The 17,485-nt window shown below is 60.3% G+C and carries 18 protein-coding genes and 1 tRNA gene; all 19 read right to left on the bottom strand.

Annotation, left to right across the window (positions count from 1 at the left end):
• Nucleotides 1-108: 108 nt before the first annotated feature.
• The 19 genes from M1D44_RS04810 to tpiA all read right to left on the bottom strand — a co-directional run bounded on the left by M1D44_RS04810 (nucleotide 109) and on the right by tpiA (nucleotide 17,443).
• Complete coding sequence (locus tag M1D44_RS04810) at nucleotides 109-720, bottom strand: NUDIX domain-containing protein (RefSeq protein WP_112184272.1); 612 nt, start codon at nucleotides 718-720, stop codon at nucleotides 109-111.
• Between the two features lie 44 nt (nucleotides 721-764).
• The gene (locus tag M1D44_RS04805; protein ID WP_024975300.1) at nucleotides 765-1,079 is read right to left on the bottom strand and encodes a DUF2818 family protein; all 315 of its coding nucleotides are present in this window, start codon (nucleotides 1,077-1,079) and stop codon (nucleotides 765-767) included.
• A 13-nt stretch (nucleotides 1,080-1,092) separates the two neighbouring features.
• Nucleotides 1,093-2,568 (bottom strand): NADH-quinone oxidoreductase subunit NuoN, encoded by a 1,476-nt coding sequence (gene nuoN, locus M1D44_RS04800; RefSeq protein WP_024975299.1) that lies wholly within the window; start codon nucleotides 2,566-2,568, stop codon nucleotides 1,093-1,095.
• Between the two features lie 16 nt (nucleotides 2,569-2,584).
• Nucleotides 2,585-4,051 carry an NADH-quinone oxidoreductase subunit M gene (locus M1D44_RS04795; RefSeq protein WP_024975298.1) on the bottom strand — a complete coding sequence of 489 codons (1,467 nt, stop codon included), beginning with the start codon at nucleotides 4,049-4,051 and terminating at the stop codon, nucleotides 2,585-2,587.
• Nucleotides 4,052-4,063: 12 nt separating this feature from the next.
• A complete protein-coding gene (gene nuoL, locus M1D44_RS04790) occupies nucleotides 4,064-6,124 on the bottom strand; it encodes an NADH-quinone oxidoreductase subunit L (RefSeq protein WP_112184270.1) in 2,061 nt (686 codons plus the stop codon).
• A 29-nt stretch (nucleotides 6,125-6,153) separates the two neighbouring features.
• Nucleotides 6,154-6,465, bottom strand: a complete 312-nt coding sequence (gene nuoK / locus M1D44_RS04785) for an NADH-quinone oxidoreductase subunit NuoK (protein WP_004630788.1) — start codon at nucleotides 6,463-6,465, stop codon at nucleotides 6,154-6,156.
• Between the two features lie 17 nt (nucleotides 6,466-6,482).
• Complete coding sequence (locus M1D44_RS04780; RefSeq protein ID WP_045206191.1) at nucleotides 6,483-7,115, bottom strand: NADH-quinone oxidoreductase subunit J; 633 nt, start codon at nucleotides 7,113-7,115, stop codon at nucleotides 6,483-6,485.
• Between the two features lie 146 nt (nucleotides 7,116-7,261).
• A complete protein-coding gene (gene nuoI / locus M1D44_RS04775) occupies nucleotides 7,262-7,753 on the bottom strand; it encodes an NADH-quinone oxidoreductase subunit NuoI (RefSeq protein WP_003261939.1) in 492 nt (163 codons plus the stop codon).
• Between the two features lie 20 nt (nucleotides 7,754-7,773).
• Entirely contained in the window at nucleotides 7,774-8,838 is a 1,065-nt protein-coding gene (gene nuoH / locus M1D44_RS04770; RefSeq protein WP_009241059.1) for an NADH-quinone oxidoreductase subunit NuoH, read from the bottom strand.
• Nucleotides 8,839-8,846: 8 nt separating this feature from the next.
• The gene (gene nuoG, locus M1D44_RS04765) at nucleotides 8,847-11,198 is read right to left on the bottom strand and encodes an NADH-quinone oxidoreductase subunit NuoG (protein WP_316854182.1); all 2,352 of its coding nucleotides are present in this window, start codon (nucleotides 11,196-11,198) and stop codon (nucleotides 8,847-8,849) included.
• A 12-nt stretch (nucleotides 11,199-11,210) separates the two neighbouring features.
• Complete coding sequence (gene nuoF / locus M1D44_RS04760; protein WP_112184266.1) at nucleotides 11,211-12,506, bottom strand: NADH-quinone oxidoreductase subunit NuoF; 1,296 nt, start codon at nucleotides 12,504-12,506, stop codon at nucleotides 11,211-11,213.
• Nucleotides 12,507-13,010, bottom strand: a complete 504-nt coding sequence (nuoE, locus tag M1D44_RS04755) for an NADH-quinone oxidoreductase subunit NuoE (protein ID WP_024975293.1) — start codon at nucleotides 13,008-13,010, stop codon at nucleotides 12,507-12,509.
• A 114-nt stretch (nucleotides 13,011-13,124) separates the two neighbouring features.
• Nucleotides 13,125-14,378 carry an NADH-quinone oxidoreductase subunit D gene (locus M1D44_RS04750; protein WP_024975292.1) on the bottom strand — a complete coding sequence of 418 codons (1,254 nt, stop codon included), beginning with the start codon at nucleotides 14,376-14,378 and terminating at the stop codon, nucleotides 13,125-13,127.
• A 13-nt stretch (nucleotides 14,379-14,391) separates the two neighbouring features.
• A complete protein-coding gene (locus M1D44_RS04745) occupies nucleotides 14,392-14,994 on the bottom strand; it encodes an NADH-quinone oxidoreductase subunit C (RefSeq protein ID WP_024975291.1) in 603 nt (200 codons plus the stop codon).
• Nucleotide 14,995: 1 nt separating this feature from the next.
• Nucleotides 14,996-15,478: a NuoB/complex I 20 kDa subunit family protein gene (locus tag M1D44_RS04740; RefSeq protein WP_004630808.1), complete on the bottom strand. Its 483-nt coding sequence runs from the start codon at nucleotides 15,476-15,478 to the stop codon at nucleotides 14,996-14,998.
• Between the two features lie 6 nt (nucleotides 15,479-15,484).
• Nucleotides 15,485-15,844 carry an NADH-quinone oxidoreductase subunit A gene (locus M1D44_RS04735; RefSeq protein ID WP_004630810.1) on the bottom strand — a complete coding sequence of 120 codons (360 nt, stop codon included), beginning with the start codon at nucleotides 15,842-15,844 and terminating at the stop codon, nucleotides 15,485-15,487.
• 163 nt (nucleotides 15,845-16,007) lie between these two features.
• Nucleotides 16,008-16,092: transfer RNA gene (locus M1D44_RS04730), tRNA-Leu, on the bottom strand.
• Between the two features lie 179 nt (nucleotides 16,093-16,271).
• A complete protein-coding gene (gene secG / locus M1D44_RS04725; RefSeq protein WP_024975290.1) occupies nucleotides 16,272-16,634 on the bottom strand; it encodes a preprotein translocase subunit SecG in 363 nt (120 codons plus the stop codon).
• A 62-nt stretch (nucleotides 16,635-16,696) separates the two neighbouring features.
• On the bottom strand, nucleotides 16,697-17,443 hold the full coding sequence (gene tpiA, locus M1D44_RS04720) for a triose-phosphate isomerase (RefSeq protein ID WP_024975289.1): 747 nt from the start codon (nucleotides 17,441-17,443) through the stop codon (nucleotides 16,697-16,699).
• Nucleotides 17,444-17,485: the final 42 nt, after the last annotated feature.

Here is a 17,485-nt window from a genome sequence, read left to right as displayed (position 1 = left end):
TCCCCGATTCGAAAATTTGTGAACGGTCGTGCTAATTTTTTCGCACGACCGTTCGCTATGGTAACAACGACAGGAAAACGGTGTGATCAAGCGGCGGCTATAAGCGCCTCAGACGGCACCCGGCGTCCACGCTCCTGACAGAATTTTCTCAAGCCAGAACGTGCCGATGATGGTCTTCACGTCGGAAATCTTACCTTCGCGCACCCAATCGATCAGCTGGCCGGCCGGCGTGACGAAAGTTTCGAGAAATTCGCCTTCATCCAGCATGGCCGTACCCTGCTTGAGATCGCGCGCGAGATAGATGTCGATGAACTCGGTGGAATACGAAATGACCGGGTGAATGCGCGTGAGGTAGTCCCAGCGCTCAGCCGTGTAGCCGGTTTCCTCACGCAGTTCGCGCTTGCCGCATGTGAGCGCGCCTTCCTGCGGATCGAGCTTGCCGGCCGGAAATTCAATCATCACCTTGCCGACCGGGTAGCGGAACTGACGCTCCATCAGCACGGTGCCGTCGTCGAACAACGGAATCATCATCACCGCGCCGGGGTGAATCAGGTATTCGCGGCTGGCATTGCGGCCGTCCGGCAGACGGACGATGTCTTGCTTGAGCGTGAGAAATTTGCCCTGGTGCATCAACGCAGAGGCAACCTGCGTCTCGCGCAGACCGGCATCCGGGTCCTGCGTCCCATCAGGGGTGGCGTTCAGCGGGGTGTAATCGGACATGGCGCTCTCTCATGCCGAGACAGCGAGAACCTGCCCGGCGGGAATTAACGGGAATCGCGAGGATGGCGAATCAGGTATTGCCACGTAAAGCCGGGAAACGCGAACACCAGCATCAGGCAAGCGGTGATCGCATAAAACTGCCAGCCTTGCGCAAACGCATTGCCTTGGCTCGATTCGATACCGAAGCCGATCAGCCCCACCACAACATACATGGCAATCAGCTCGGTGCCGCGCAGCCAGAACGGCTTGCGCGGCCAGCGTGCTGGCACCAGAGCCAGCACGCGTTGATTGACGAACGGCAGGTTGGCACAGATCAGTGCCAACACGATGACAAACAGACCGCCCGTCGAAGTGCTCATGGTGCTCGGCGTGTTACGAAGCCAACGTCAGGCGGATTGCCTGATAGCACACAGCCATCAGGCCGGCCGGGAAGATACCCAGCAAGAGCACCAGCAAGCCATTGACCGACAGCAACGAACGCAGGCCGAAGGTGGCCTCCACGGGGCCATCATCTGCCGGCGCATCAAAGTACATGACCTTGATGACGCGCAGGTAGTAAAACGCACCGACCAGCGAGAACAGCACCGCCACGACGGCCAGCCACGGCATACCGGCATCCACCACCGCGCCCAGGACCGACAGCTTGGCGTAGAAGCCAACTGTGGGCGGCAAGCCCGCCAGCGACATCATGATGAACAGCATCAGCAGCGCAAACCACGGGCTCTTCTTCGACAAGCCTTTCAGGTCGGCAATCTCTTCTGCCTCATAGCCCTTGCGCGCAAGCAGCAGGATCATGCCGAAGCCACCCAATGCGGTCAGCACGTAGGTAATCGCATAGAACATCGACGCGCTGTAGGCCTGGGCCGTCAAATCCGGCTTGCCGGAGCTGACGCCCGACACAAGGCCCAGCAGCAGAAAGCCCATGTGCGAGACGGTGGAATAGCCCAGCAGACGCTTGAAGTTGGTCTGAACAACGCCCGTGATATTGCCGATAGCCAACGACACGACGGCCAGCACGATCAGCATGTTCTGCCAATCGAACGCCAGCGGCAGCAGGCCTTCCACCAGAATGCGAAACGTCATCGCGAACGCCGCCACCTTCGGTGCGCCGGCAATCAGCAGCGTCACGGCCGTCGGCGAGCCCTGGTACACGTCCGGCACCCACATGTGGAACGGCGCCACACCCAGCTTGAAGCCAAGACCGGCGACGATGAACACCACGCCAAACACGAGGATCGTCTTGTTGATCTCGCCGTTCTTGATAGCGTCAAACACCTTACCCAGTTCCAACGAACCAGTCGCGCCGTACAGCATCGACATGCCGTACAGCAACAGGCCCGATGCGAGTGCGCCCAGAATGAAATACTTCATGGCCGATTCGGACGACACGTTCGAACGGCGACGCAGCGCAACCAGTGTGTACGACGCTAGCGACAGCAATTCCAGACCCAGATAGAGCACCAGGAAGTTGTTGCCGGTGATCATCACCACCTGACCGCCCAGCGTGAACAGGGCAAACATGTAGAACTCGCCTGCGTACATGTCCCGGTCGGCCAAATAGCGGCGCGTGTAGACCAGTGTGGCAAACAGGGTCAGCGCACAGAAAGACGCCAGCACGTTGGCCATCGGGTCGATGACGGCCATGTTGCCGAAGACGTAGTGCGTCTCGCCGTTGGCAGCATTCAGCCCGAACCACACGGCCAGCACCAGCGTAATCACCAACGAAACAGGGTAAGCCACGCTGCTTCGCTTCTGGCCGCGCGCCAAGTCAATCCAGTTGACAGCACCAATGCCCAGCGCGAGAAAAACGATTGGGGCAAAAGCCGCAATAGAGGAGGACGATTGCATAGTTTCTTCTCGCTGCTTACAGCTTCGACTGAGCCACGTGGGTCAGCAGGTTGACCACGGACGCATGCATGACATCGGTGAAGGGCTTCGGATAGAGGCCCATGTACAGGGTGGCGATCGCCAGCACGCCCAGCATGAAGAACTCGCGGCAATTCAGGTCCTTCAATTCGGCAACGTGCTTGTGGGTCACATCACCGAAGATCACGCGCTTGACCATCCACAGCGAATACGCAGCACCAAAGATCAGTGCTGTGGCGGCCAGCAAACCAATCCAGAAATTGAACTTGACCGAACCCAGGATCACCATGAACTCGCCGACGAAACCCGAGGTTGCCGGCAGGCCGCAGTTGGCCATCGCAAAGAACACCGACAGCGCCGCGAACTTCGGCATCGTGTTCACCACACCGCCGTAATCGGCGATCTGGCGCGAGTGCACGCGGTCATACAGCACGCCAATGCACAGGAACATGGCACCCGAGATGAAGCCGTGCGAAATCATCTGGACAATACCGCCCTCGACGCCGATCTCGTTGAAGATGAAGAAGCCCAGTGTGACGAAGCCCATGTGCGCAATCGACGAATACGCGACCAGCTTCTTCATGTCGGCCTGCACCAGCGCGACCAAGCCGATGTAAATCACGGCGACCAGCGAGATCGCAATGATGAATGCCGACAGGCTGTGACTCGCATCCGGCGCGATCGGCAGCGAGAACCGAAGGAAACCGTAGGCGCCCAGCTTCAGCATGATGGCAGCCAGGACCACGGAGCCGCCGGTGGGCGCTTCCACGTGGGCGTCCGGCAGCCAGGTGTGCACCGGCCACATCGGCACCTTCACCGCAAAAGCCATGAAGAACGCGAGGAAGATCAGGATCTGCTCGTTCATCGACAGCTTGACCTGATGCCACTGCAGGATTTCAAACGTGCCGCTGTGGAAGTACAGATACAGCAGCGCAACCAGCGTCAGCAACGAGCCCAGCAGCGTGTACAGGAAGAACTTGAATGCCGCGTAGACGCGGTTCGGGCCACCCCACACACCGATGATGATGTACATCGGGATCAGCGTGGCTTCGAAGAACACGTAGAACAGCAGACCGTCGAGCGACGCGAACACGCCGATCATCAGACCCGACAGGATCAGGAACGCGGCCATGTACTGCGCCACGCGCTCCGTGATCACTTCCCATGCAGCAATCACCACGATGACGGTGATGAATGCAGTCAGCACCACGAACCACATCGAGATGCCGTCGACACCCAGGTAGTAGCTGATGTGGAAGCGCTCGATCCACGACGATTTCTCGACGAACTGCATCGCAGCCGTCGTCTTATCGAAACGCGTAATCAGCGGCAGCGTCATCACGAAGCTGATCAGCGAGCCGATCAACGACATCCAGCGGACATAACCGGGATTGCGGTCTGAGCCCGAGGCCAGCACCAGCACGCCGAAGAAGATCGGCAGCCAGATCGCAAAAGACAGAACCATTTTTGTAATCCCTTATTTGCCTGCCAGGAACACGAAATACGTCAGCAGCCCAACCGTGCCGATGATCATCGCGAACGCATAGTCATAGATGAAGCCGGACTGGAGCAGGCGCACGACCGTCGCGAACCAGCCCACCAGACGCGCGCTGCCGTTGACGACAACACCGTCGATCACGCCCTGATCGCCGCCCTTCCACAGGCCACGGCCAAACTTGACCGCACCGTTGGCGAAGACGATCTCGTTGATCTTGTCCATGTAGTACTTGTTGTCCAGCAGCTTGTAGACGCCAGAGAAACGCTTGGCGATCGCTGCCGGAATATCCGGGCGCTTCAGGTAGAAGAACCACGACAACACGACGCCCGCCAGCAGGAGGATGAACGGTGCCGACGTGAAGCCGTGCAGCGCCATCTCGACCCAGCCGTGGAAGTCTTCGGCCAACACCTTCATTGCTTCGTGGTTATCAGCATTGAAGATGACTTCCGAGAACACCACACCGTGCTTGAAGAACTCGCCGAACAGCATCGGCTGGATTGCCATTGCGCCGATGATGACCGACGGAATCGCCAGCAACACCAGCGGCACCGTCACCACCCACGGCGACTCGTGCGGCTTTTGGCCCGGGGCCAGACCATGGTGGTGATCGTGGTCGCCCTCTTCCTCTTCATGGTGATCGTCGTGATGGGCGTGGGCCTTGCCGAAACGCTCCTCACCGTGGAACACCAGGAAGTACATGCGGAACGAGTAGAACGCGGTCACGAACACGCCGGCCAGCACCGCCCAGTAAGCGAACCCGGCGCCCGGCAGGTGCGATTCACGCACCGCTTCGATGATCGAGTCCTTCGAATAGAAACCCGCAAAGAACGGCGTGCCGATCAACGCCAGCGACCCCACCAGCGACGTCAGCCACGTGATCGGCATGTACTTGCGCAGGCCGCCCATGTTGCGCATGTCCTGATCGTGGTGCATGCCGATGATGACCGAGCCCGCGCCGAGGAACAGCAGCGCCTTGAAAAACGCGTGCGTCATCAGGTGGAACACGGCCACTTGATAAGCCGATGCGCCCAGTGCGACGGTCATGTAGCCCAGCTGAGACAGCGTGGAGTACGCCACCACGCGCTTGATGTCGGTCTGGATGATGCCCAGGAAACCCATGAACAACGCAGTGATGGCGCCGATGATCAGCACGAACGACAGTGCGGTGTCCGACAGCTCGAACAGCGGCGACATGCGTGCGACCATGAAGATACCGGCGGTCACCATGGTTGCCGCGTGAATCAGTGCGGAAATCGGGGTCGGGCCTTCCATTGAGTCCGGCAGCCACACGTGCAGCGGGAACTGCGCCGATTTACCCATCGCACCGATGAACAGGCAGATACAGGCGACCGTCAGCATGTGCCAGTCGGTGCCCGGGAAGCCAATCGTGGCCAGGTTGTCTCGAGCGGCGAACACGTCGGCGTAGCTGAGGCTGCCGCTGTAAGCCAGCAGCAGGCCAATCCCGAGCACGAAGCCGAAGTCACCCACGCGGTTAACCAGAAACGCCTTCATGTTGGCGTAGATGGCGGTCGGACGCTTGAACCAGAAGCCAATCAGCAGATATGACACCAGACCCACTGCTTCCCAACCGAAGAACAGCTGCAGGAAGTTGTTGCTCATCACGAGCATCAACATCGAGAAGGTGAACAGCGAGATATACGCGAAGAAACGGTTGTAGCCGTCATCTTCAGCCATGTAGCCGATGGTGTAGATGTGCACCATCAGCGAGACGAAGGTCACCACGCACATCATCATCGCCGTGAGCGAATCGATGAGGAAGCCGACTTCCATCTTCAGCGAGCCAACCGTCATCCATTCGTAGACGGTGCCGTTGTAACCAGCGCCGTTGATGACGTCGGACAGCGTCAGCGCCGACAGAATGAAGGCGATCGCAACACCGAGGATGGTGACGCTGTGGGACGCCGTGCGGCCGATCTTCTCGCCGAAGAACTTGGTGCCGAACAGCCCGGCGATCGCCGCGCCGGCCAGCGGCGCGAGCGGAATCGCCAGCAGCAGGTTGGGATTGAGCGTGGTAGCCATGGAACGCTTCTTATAGGTGGATGCGGAGGTCAGCCTTTCAGGCTGTCCAGATCGTCGACGTTGATGGTGTCCAGATTACGGAACAGCACCACCAGGATGGCGAGACCGATCGCGGATTCCGCCGCGGCCACCGTCAGGATGAAAAACACGAACACCTGCCCTGCCAGATCGCCCAGGTAATGGGAGAACGCGACGAAGTTCAGGTTGACCGCCAGCAGCATCAGTTCGATCGCCATCAGCAGCACGATGACGTTCTTACGGTTCAGGAAGATGCCGACGATGCTGATGGCAAACAGCACCGCGCCGAGCACGAGGTAATGGGCAAGGGATAGCGAAGACATATGGGTTCTCCCGGGGCTCAGCTCTTGGATTCAGCCGAAGCTGCGCCAGCCGATTTTTCCGACGGCATCGAGACCAGACGCACGCGGTCCTTGCGCTTCACGCGGATTTGATCGGACACGTTCTGGGCCTTGGTGTCCTTGCGGCGGCGGGCGGTCAGGGCCACGGCCGCGACAATCGCCAGCAGCAACACCGCGCCAGCCACTTCAAAGGCATAGATGTAATCGGTATAAATGAGCTTCCCGAGCGCCTGCGTGTTCGGGCCGGTAAAGCCCTTCGGCAACTCTTGCACCGGCTGTACGCGCCCCATGAAGGTCTTGGTCAGCACGACGGTCATTTCCAGGATGATGACCACGCCCACGAAGGCTGCCATCGGCACGTAAGTCCAGAAGTCGCGTCGCAGGTGCTCGATGTCGATGTCGATCATCATCACCACGAACAGGAACAGCACCATCACTGCCCCAACGTAGACCAGCACCAGCGTAATGGCGAGGAACTCTGCCTTGAGCAGCATCCAGATCGCCGCCGCGGTAAAGAACGAGAGCACGAGGAACAGCGCCGCGTGCACCGGGTTCTTCGCGGTGATGACCTTCAGCGCTGCGAGCACCAGCACGAGCGCGAAACAGTAGAAGATGATCGTCGTGATTTCCATGATCCTGGCACGGGCCGTTTTGCGGCACGCGCTTGTCCAAAGCCGCGATGGCGTAACGCCACCGCAACTGGTTGGCTCTCAAAGAGCCGTTGTCCAACCGGGATGTCAACTGCACCGCCCGCCAACCGCACGGCGGACGTTCTGAATCAGCGGTACTTTGCGTCGGCTGCCTTGTTGGCCGCAATTTCCGGCTCGAAGCGATCACCCACGGCCAGCAGCATGTCTTTGGTGAAATACAGGTCGCCGCGCTTTTCACCGTGGTATTCCAGGATGTGCGTCTCGACGATGGCGTCCACCGGGCAAGCCTCTTCACAGAAGCCGCAGAAAATACATTTGGTCAGGTCGATGTCGTAGCGCGTGGTACGGCGAGTGCCGTCGTCGCGCTGATCCGACTCAATCGTAATGGCCAGAGCCGGACAAACGGCCTCGCACAGCTTACAAGCGATGCATCGTTCTTCGCCGTTCGGATAGCGACGCAGCGCATGCAGGCCGCGGAAACGCGGCGACAGCGGCGTCTTCTCTTCCGGAAAGAGAACAGTGATCTTGCGCGCAAACAGATAGCGCCCGGTCAGCGCCAGCCCCTTGAAGAGTTCCTTCAGGAGCAGACTGTTAAAAAATTCCTTGATGGCAAGCAACATGGTGCCTTCCTATTGTCCCGTTACTTCCAGATGTTCCACGGCGACACCAACCAGATGGCGACGACGACAAGCCAGCCCACAGTGAGCGGAATGAATATCTTCCAGCCCAGACGCATGATCTGGTCATAGCGATAGCGCGGGAACGATGCACGCAGCCAGATAAAGACCGACAGCAGCAGGAAAACCTTGATCAGCAGCCAGAAGAAGCCCGGAATCCAGTTGAGGACCGGTGCATCGATCGGCGAAGCCCAGCCGCCCAGGAACAGCGTCGCCGTCAGCGCCGAGATGACGATCATGTTGATGTACTCGGCCAGGAAGAACAGCGCGAACGCCATGCCCGAGTATTCGATCATGTGACCGGCCACGATTTCGGATTCGCCTTCCACCACGTCGAACGGGTGGCGGTTCGTTTCTGCCACACCCGAGATGAAGTAGACGCCGAACATCGGCAGCAGCGGCAGCCAGTTCCACGAGAGGATGTTGATGCCGTGACCCGCAAAGAAACCGCGGTTCTGCGAGTTAACGATGTCCGACAGGTTCAGGCTGCCCGTCACCATCAACACCGTCACGAGCGCGAAGCCCATGGCGATTTCGTACGAAATCATCTGTGCCGAGGCGCGCATCGCACCCAGGAACGCGTACTTGGAGTTCGAAGCCCAGCCGGCCAGGATCACGCCGTACACGCCCACCGAGCTGATCGCCATCACGTACAGCAGGCCGGCGTTGATGTTCGACACCATGGCTTCGGCCTGGAACGGAATCACCGCCCAGATCGCCACGGCGGGCATCAGCACCATCAGCGGCGCGATGATGTACATGCCGCGGCTGACCGCGCTCGGCACCATGACTTCCTTGAGCAGCAGCTTGAGCACGTCGGCAATCGGTTGCAGCAGACCCATTGGGCCCACGCGGTTCGGGCCCAGACGCACGTGCATCCAGCCAATGAGCTTGCGCTCCCACAGGATCAGGTAAGCGACGCACAGCAGCAACGGCAGAATGATGCAGACCGCGCGGACCAGCGTCCAGATCAGCGGCCACCATCCACCAAAGGTGGCGGTACCGAAAGAAGTAATCGACTCGATCATGTTGACCCTTACACCGTAGCCGCCAGCGCGGACGATTCAACCTTCTCAACGCTCACCGCGCCGAACATGGCACCCAGCTGAGCCGAAGCCTCGGTGGCAGCCGGCACGCGGACCACACCGGAAGCCAGCGACTTGTCCAGCACGGCCGGCAGCACCACACTGCTCTGCCCTTGCGTCACGCGCACGGCATCACCATCGGCAAGGCCGAGTTGCGCATAGAGGTCAGCCGGCAAGCCAGCGCGCACGGCGGCGCGTGCTGCAGCCGTCAGTTGCAGCGAACCAGCGCGGCGCACGATCGGATCGGCGTGGTAGATCGGTACATCGGCCAGACGTTCGATGCTTGTCGCTGCGGCTGCCGGAGCAGCGGTCTGTGCCGTCGTCGTGTTCGACAAACGGGCGGTGACCGGCTTGGCCAGCACTTCGTCGCGCACCACTTCCGAGCTGTCGTATTCGAAGCCCGACACGTTCAGCAGGTTGCCCAGCACGCGCAGGACCTTCCACGCCGGACGCGAATCGCCCAGGCTGCGCACAACGCCGTTGAAGCTTTGCGGCAGACCTTCGCAGTTGACGAAGGTGCCGGAAGTTTCCGTGAACGGCGCGGTCGGTAGCAGCACGTCGGCGTACTCGAGTGCAGCGCGGGAGGCAAACGGCGCCAGAACGATCACAGTGTCAGCCTGGTCCAGCGCCGCACGGGCCTGTACCGGGTTCGCGGTATCGAATTCAGGTTCGGCGCCCAGTAGCACGTAAGCACGACGCGGTTGCTCCAGCATGGCGGCGGCGTCGAGGCCATTGCTTTGCGGCAGCGCACCGGCAATGTAGCCACCAACTGTGTTGGCCGCTTCCGTCAGGAAGCCGAGCGTCGCGCCGGTTTGCTGCGCAACCCACTGAGCCAGCGCGTGCAGTTGCGAGAATTGCGGATGCGCCACCGCAGCGTTGCCGAGGAACACAGCCTTGCGCTCGCCCGAAGCGAGGCTTGCAGCAATGCGCTTGGCAACGTCACTGGCTTCGATGCCATCGGTACCGCCTGGACGGGCAACGTTGTTGGCAGCAGCCACGGCCACCGCCACTTGCGACAGCAGCGACAGCCATTGCGACGGTGCACCCAACAGTTGCGTGGCGGGCATCAACAGATCTTCGCCACCGGCGCCGATCACGTTCAGTTGTGCACCCTTCTTGCCTGCCTGCCGCAGACGCGCAGCCAGCAGCGGATGATCCTTGCGCAGGAAGGCGCCAACAACCAGCGTGCGCTGCAGCAACGACACATCGGCGATCGGCAAGCCTAGCCACGGAGCGCCCGTCGGCTTGACGGAAAAATCGGATTGGCGCAGACGGAAATCGACGTTGTCGCTGCCAATGCCACGTACCAGCTTTTGCAGCAAGAACAGCTCTTCCAGCGTGCTGTGCGGGCTGGCCAATGCACCGATCTGCTCAGCGCCATGGTCACGCTTGATTTCGTTCAGGCCGTTGGCGACGTATTCCAGCGCCGTAGTCCAGTCGACAGCCTTCCACTGACCGCCTTGCTTGAGCATCGGCTGAGTCAGACGATCGTCGCTGTTCACGCCTTCATAGGCGAAACGGTCCTTGTCGGAAAGCCAGCATTCGTTGATGGCTTCGTTGTCCAGCGGCAGAACGCGCATGACGCGCTGATTCTTCGTCTGGACGATCACGTTCGCGCCCAGGCCGTCGTGCGGCGACACCGACTTGCGGCGTGCCAGCTCCCACGTACGGGCCGAATAGCGGAACGGCTTGCTGGTCAGCGCGCCGACCGGGCACAGGTCAATCATGTTGCCCGACAACTCGGAGTCAACGGTCTGCCCAACGAACGTCGTGATCTCGGAATGCTCACCTCGGTTGAGCATGCCCAGTTCCATCACGCCGGCAATTTCCTGACCAAAGCGGACGCAACGCGTGCAGTGAATGCACCGCGTCATCTCTTCCATAGAGATCAGCGGGCCCACGTTCTTGTGGAACACCACACGCTTCTCTTCCTGGTAGCGCGATTCAGACTTGCCGTAGCCCACAGCCAGATCCTGCAGTTGGCACTCGCCACCCTGATCACAGATCGGGCAATCCAGCGGGTGGTTAATCAGCAGGAATTCCATCACGGACTTCTGTGCCTTCACCGCCTTTTCGGAGTTTGTGAAGACCTTCATGCCCGCGGTTACAGGCGTGGCGCAGGCGGGCAGAGCCTTGGGCGCCTTCTCGACTTCGACCAAGCACATCCGGCAGTTGGCCGCGACCGACAGTTTGCGGTGATAGCAGAAGTGAGGAATGTAGGTGCCCGTCTGGCGAGCCGCCTCCATCACTAGGCTGCCTTCGGCAACCTCGACCTTCTTGCCATCGATTTCGATTTCAACCATGTTCTGCCACGCTTAAATGTAGGTGGGCACCATGCACTGCTTGTGTTCGACGTGATACGCGAACTCATCCCAGTAGTGCTTGAGCATGCCGCGGACTGGCATCGCAGCGGCATCGCCGAGCGCACAGATAGTCCGGCCCATGATGTTTTCGGCCACGTTGTTCAGCAGGTCCAGGTCTTCCTGGCGGCCCTTGCCGTGCTCGATGCGGTCGACCACGCGATACAGCCAGCCAGTGCCTTCGCGGCACGGCGTGCACTGGCCGCACGACTCTTCGAAATAGAAATACGACAGGCGCAGCAGCGATTTCACCATGCAGCGCGTTTCGTCCATCACGATCACTGCGCCCGAGCCCAGCATCGAGCCAGCCTTGGCGATCGAATCGTAGTCCATGTCGGAGGCCATCATCAGGTCGGCCGGCACCACCGGCGCCGACGAACCACCCGGAATGACCGCTTTGAGTTTCTTTCCGCCGCGCATGCCGCCGGCCAGCTCCAGCAGCTTGGAGAACGGCGTGCCGAGCGGAATCTCGTAGTTGCCCGGACGCTCCACGTCGCCGGACACAGAGAAGATCTTCGAGCCGCCGTTGTTCGGCTTGCCCATCTTCAGGTAGTTGTCCGGACCGATGGACAGCAGGAACGGCACTGCGGCAAAGGTTTCGGTGTTGTTGATGGTGGTCGGCTTGCCGTACAGACCAAAGCTCGCCGGGAACGGCGGCTTGAAACGCGGCTGCCCCTTCTTGCCTTCCAGGGATTCGAGCAGGGCGGTCTCTTCGCCGCAGATGTACGCGCCATAACCATGGTGCGCATGCAGCTGGAAATTGAAACCGGAGCCCAGAATGTTGTCACCCAGGAAGCCCGCAGCACGCGCCTCTTCAAGCGCCTGCTCGAAGATCTTGTACTCGTTCCAGATTTCGCCGTGAATGTAGTTGTAGCCCACGGTGATGCCCATCGCGTAACCGCCGATGGCCATGCCTTCGATCAACGCGTGCGGGTTGTAGCGGATAATGTCGCGATCCTTGAACGTACCCGGCTCGCCTTCGTCCGTGTTGCAGACCAGATACTTCTGACCCGGGAACTGGCGCGGCATGAAGCTCCACTTCAGACCAGTCGGGAAGCCCGCACCGCCACGACCGCGCAGGCCCGACGCTTTCACGTCAGCAATGACCTGTTCAGGGGTGACCTTCTCGGTAAGGATGCGCTTGAGCTGTTGATAGCCGCCACGCTTGACGTAATCTTCGAGGTGCCAGTTGTCGCCGTTCAGACCCGCGAGAATCAACGGCTGGATATGTCGGTCGTGCAGAGAGGTCATTTACTTGCCTGCTCCCTTGGTCGGCGCCTTCGACTGGAGGTCGGCGATCAGCGCGTCGAGCTTCTCGTTGCTCATGAAGCTGCACATGTGGGTATTGTTGACGATCATGACCGGCGCATCACCGCACGCGCCCATGCACTCGCCTTCCTTCAGCGTGAAGTTGCCGTCGGCCGTGGTTTCGTTGAAACCGATGCCGAGCTTCTTCTTCAGGTAATCGGCCGCGCGTTCGCCGCCCGACAGCGCGCACGGCAAGTTCGTGCACACCGACAGCTTGAAGCGGCCCACCGGCTTGGTGTCGTACATGTTGTAGAACGTCGCCACTTCCTCGACCCACACCGGCGGCATTTCGAGGTACTCGGCCACGAACTGCATGACTTCGGGCGAGACCCAGCCTTTCTCGCTCTGCGCGACCGCCAGCGCCGCCATCACGGCGGACTGCTTCTGGTCGGCGGGATATTTCGCGACCGCCCGGTCAATTTCCTTGAGAGCTTCTGCTGATAGCATGTTCGTTGCGATTGGTGCGGGACGCGGGGCGTGTTACCTAGCTGCCTTACCCCGGCGGGCGTCCTCGTTTCACAGCCGCGCTTGCCTGCGCGTCAAACCTTGTTTCCTGCTGGTTCAGCGATCGATCTCGCCAAACACGATGTCTTGCGTACCGATGATCGTCACCGCGTCGGCAATCATGTGACCCTTCGCCATTTCGTCGAGCGCGGCCAGATGAACGAAGCCCGGTGCGCGGATCTTCAGACGGTACGGCTTGTTGGCGCCGTCGGAGATTGCATAGATGCCGAACTCACCCTTCGGGTGCTCAACGGCGGCGTATGCCTCACCTTCGGGCACGTGCATACCTTCCGTGAAGAGCTTGAAGTGGTGAATCAGCTCCTCCATGTTGGTCTTCATGTCCACGCGCGACGGCGGCGCCACCTTGTGGTTATCGGTGATCACCGGACCGGGGTTTTTGCGCAGCCACTCGATGCACTGACGAATGATGCGATTGCTCTGGCGCATTTCTTCCACGCGCACCAGATAACGGTCGTAGCAATCGCCGTTCACGCCAACCGGGATGTCGAAATCGACGCGGTCGTACACTTCGTACGGCTGCTTCTTGCGCACATCCCATTCGATGCCTGAACCACGCAACATTGCACCGGAGAAACCTTTGTTAAGCGCACGCTCCGGGCTCACCACGCCGATACCAACCAGACGTTGCTTCCAAATCCGGTTATCGGTCAGCAGCGTTTCGTACTCATCAACATACTTCGGGAAGCGGTTGGTGAAGTCTTCAATGAAGTCCAGCAGCGAACCCGAACGCGTTTCGTTCAGGGCCGCCAGGGCTTTCTCGTTGCGCACCTTGGATGCCTTGTATTGCGGCATCGTGTCGGGCAGATCGCGATAGACACCGCCCGGACGGTAGTAGGCAGCGTGCATGCGCGCGCCCGAAACCGCCTCATACATATCGAACAGGTCTTCACGCTCGCGGAAGGCGTACAGGAACACCGCCATGGCGCCCACGTCCAGCGCGTGCGAACCAATCCACATCAGGTGGTTCATGATCCGCGTGATCTCGTCGAACATGACGCGGATGTACTGCGCACGCAGCGGTACTTCGAGGCCTAGCAGGCGCTCGATTGCCATCACGTAGGCGTGCTCGTTGACCATCATCGACACGTAGTCGAGGCGATCCATGTACGGCACGCTCTGAATCCAGGTCTTCTGCTCGGCGAGCTTTTCAGTCGCGCGGTGCAGCAGACCGATGTGCGGGTCGGCACGTTGAATGACTTCGCCGTCCAGCTCAAGCACTAGGCGCAGCACGCCGTGTGCGGCCGGGTGTTGCGGACCGAAGTTCAGGGTGTAGTTCTTGATATCTGCCATGATCGGGCGCCCTTCAGTGCTTCAGACCACCGTATTGATTCTCGCGGATCACACGCGGCGTAATCTCGCGCGGCTCGATGGTTACCGGCTGGTAGACCACGCGGCGCTGCACCGGGTCGTAGCGCATTTCAACGTAACCCGACACGGGGAAGTCTTTGCGGAACGGGTGACCGATGAAGCCGTAGTCAGTCAGGATGCGGCGCAGATCCGGGTGGCCCTCGAATACCAGACCGTACAGGTCGAACGCTTCGCGCTCGAACCAGTCAGCGGAACTCCAGATCGTAGTCACAGATGACACCACCGGCAGATCGTCGTCCGGCGCGAACACGCGTACGCGAACGCGCCAGTTGTGCGTGATCGACAGTAGTTGCGACACAGCTGCAAAACGCGGACCGTTCCAGGCACCGTCGCCGTAGTCGGCATAATCGACGCCGCACAGATCCATCAGTTGCTCAAATTTGAGCGAAGCGTCGTCGCGCAGCGTGCGCATAACGTCGTGGTAATCGTCAGCCTTCACCACGAGGGTGAGTTCTCCAACGGACTCGGTCAGGCTTTGAACGCGATCGCCCAGCGCCTTTTCCAGCGCGGCCTTCAGAATGGCAAGCTTGTCGGTCATGTCAGGCCTTGCGCGCGATGGTGTTGGTGCGACGGATCTTGGCCTGCAGCTGGATGATGCCGTAGATCAGTGCTTCTGCCGTCGGCGGACAGCCCGGCACGTATACGTCGACCGGCACGATGCGATCGCAGCCGCGCACGACAGAATACGAGTAGTGGTAGTAACCGCCGCCGTTCGCGCACGAACCCATCGAGATGACCCAGCGAGGCTCGGCCATCTGGTCGTACACCTTGCGCAGCGCGGGCGCCATCTTGTTGCACAGCGTGCCGGCCACGATCATCACGTCAGACTGACGCGGCGACGGGCGAAACACCACGCCGAAACGGTCTAGGTCATAACGCGATGCGCCAGCGTGCATCATTTCGACAGCACAGCAGGCCAAGCCGAACGTCATCGGCCAGAGTGACCCAGTACGGGTCCAGTTGATCAGCTTGTCAGCGGTAGTCGTGACAAAGCCTTCATTGAGTACGCCTTCGATCGCCATTTCACATCACTCCCAATCGAGCGCGCCTTTTTTCCAGATGTAGACGAAGCCCACGAGAAACTCGAGAAGAAACACGCCCATCGCGAAGAACCCCGGCCAACCGATCTCACGCAGTGCCACGCCCCAGGGGAACAGGAACGCAGTCTCCAGATCGAACAGGATGAACAGGATGGCGATGAGGTAATAGCGCACGTCGAACTTCATGCGCGCGTCTTCGAATGCTTCGAAGCCGCACTCGTACGGCGAGAGCTTGTCAGGATCGGGATTGTTCGGACCGAGGACTCGGCCGATGGTCATCAGAGCAAGCCCAAGGCCAACGCCGACAACGATGAACAACAGTACGGGGAAATAGGCTTCGAGGTTCAAGGGACGCCCGCCTTTTTGAATGGTTGCAACAGCACTGCCCGCAGGCGGCGCCTTGTCGCCCCATCGAAGGCGCCGGGTCCGCAGCCTTACGACGCCTCGACTACGCGTCGTCTTGCGGAGGGGCCTGCGCGGAACATCCCGTTGAACAGACCCCGAATTTGATTGGTGCCGACGGCGAGACTCGAACTCGCACAGCTTTCGCCACTACCCCCTCAAGATAGCGTGTCTACCAATTTCACCACGTCGGCTGGGGGAAGAAACTCTATCAGGAACCCGGTTGAGACTTAACGCCCTTGCCGTTTCCCGCTTTGTTTCAAGCCTTGCATTCTACCGCAAAGCAAAGCTTTTGTTCAATGCACAAACAAAAATCTTATGCCTCGCAGCGCGCCGGAAAACCCCATCGGTACGCCGCGATCGTTACATCAAATTATTTTGGCACAGCGGGCGCGGAAGCTGCGCCCGGAGCAACAGCAGGAGCCGAGGCCACGGGTGCCGATGCCGTAGACGTAACAGGCGCAACCGAACCCATCACACCTGCCGACACGCTGCCCTTGTTGGTGCCGATCAGCGTCAGCGCCAGCGTGGCAATGAAGAACACGGTTGCCAGCACGGCCGTCGTACGCGACAGAAAGTTGGCCGAGCCGGTGGCGCCAAACAAGCTGCCCGACGCGCCGGACCCAAACGCCGCCCCAACGTCCGCACCCTTGCCGTGCTGCAACAGCACTAGGCCGATCACGCCCAGCGCGCTCAGAATTTGCGCAACCAGTAGCAGAGTTTTCAGAATTGCCATTTCGCTTCTCTCAGTAATATGTTGCAGTCGCACATGTGTGACATGGCGACTCGATCGATCGCTTATGCGCGACCGATCGCCAGGAAATCTTCTGCCTTCAGCGATGCACCGCCGATCAGGCCGCCATCGATGTCCGCCATTGCAAACAACTCGCCCGCATTGTCCGGCTTGACGCTGCCGCCGTACAGAATCGCCAAGCGCTGCGCCACGCCAGCGTCGCGGGCAGCAACACGTGCGCGCAGGAACGCGTGCACAGCCTGCGCCTGCTCGCTAGTGGCAGTCTTGCCCGTGCCGATTGCCCAAACCGGTTCGTACGCCACGACGATACGACCCAGTTGCTCGACCGACAGCGCTTCCAGCACCGCATCCAGTTGGCGGGCTACTACCTGCTCGGTCTCACCAGCTTCGCGCTGCGCGAGCGTTTCGCCCACACAGACGATCGGGGTGATGCCATGTTCCAGTGCACGCAGCGCCTTGGTCGCCACTTGCGCGTCGGTTTCGCCGTGGTACGAGCGACGCTCGGAATGACCGACAATCACGTAGCCACAGCCAAATTCCGACAGCATCGACGCCGCCACTTCGCCGGTGAACGCGCCTCGCGTTTCAGCCGACACGTCCTGTGCGCCCCAGCCCACCGCAGAACCGGCGAGCAGCGACTGACACTGCGCCAGGTACGGGAATGGCGCACATACGGCCAGCGTAGCGTTGGTTTTGCCGGCCGCTTTGATCTGTTCAAGCAGTGCGGCGTTCGCGCTCAGGGTGCCATGCAACTTCCAGTTGCCCACCACCAGCTTCGGTCTTGCGTTCACGTTTTGCCCGGTCGACTGTCAAATAAACCCGGCATTCTACCG

Source organism: Ralstonia sp. SA306, assembly GCF_054792405.1.
This window is presented reverse-complemented; position numbering and strand designations above follow the sequence as displayed.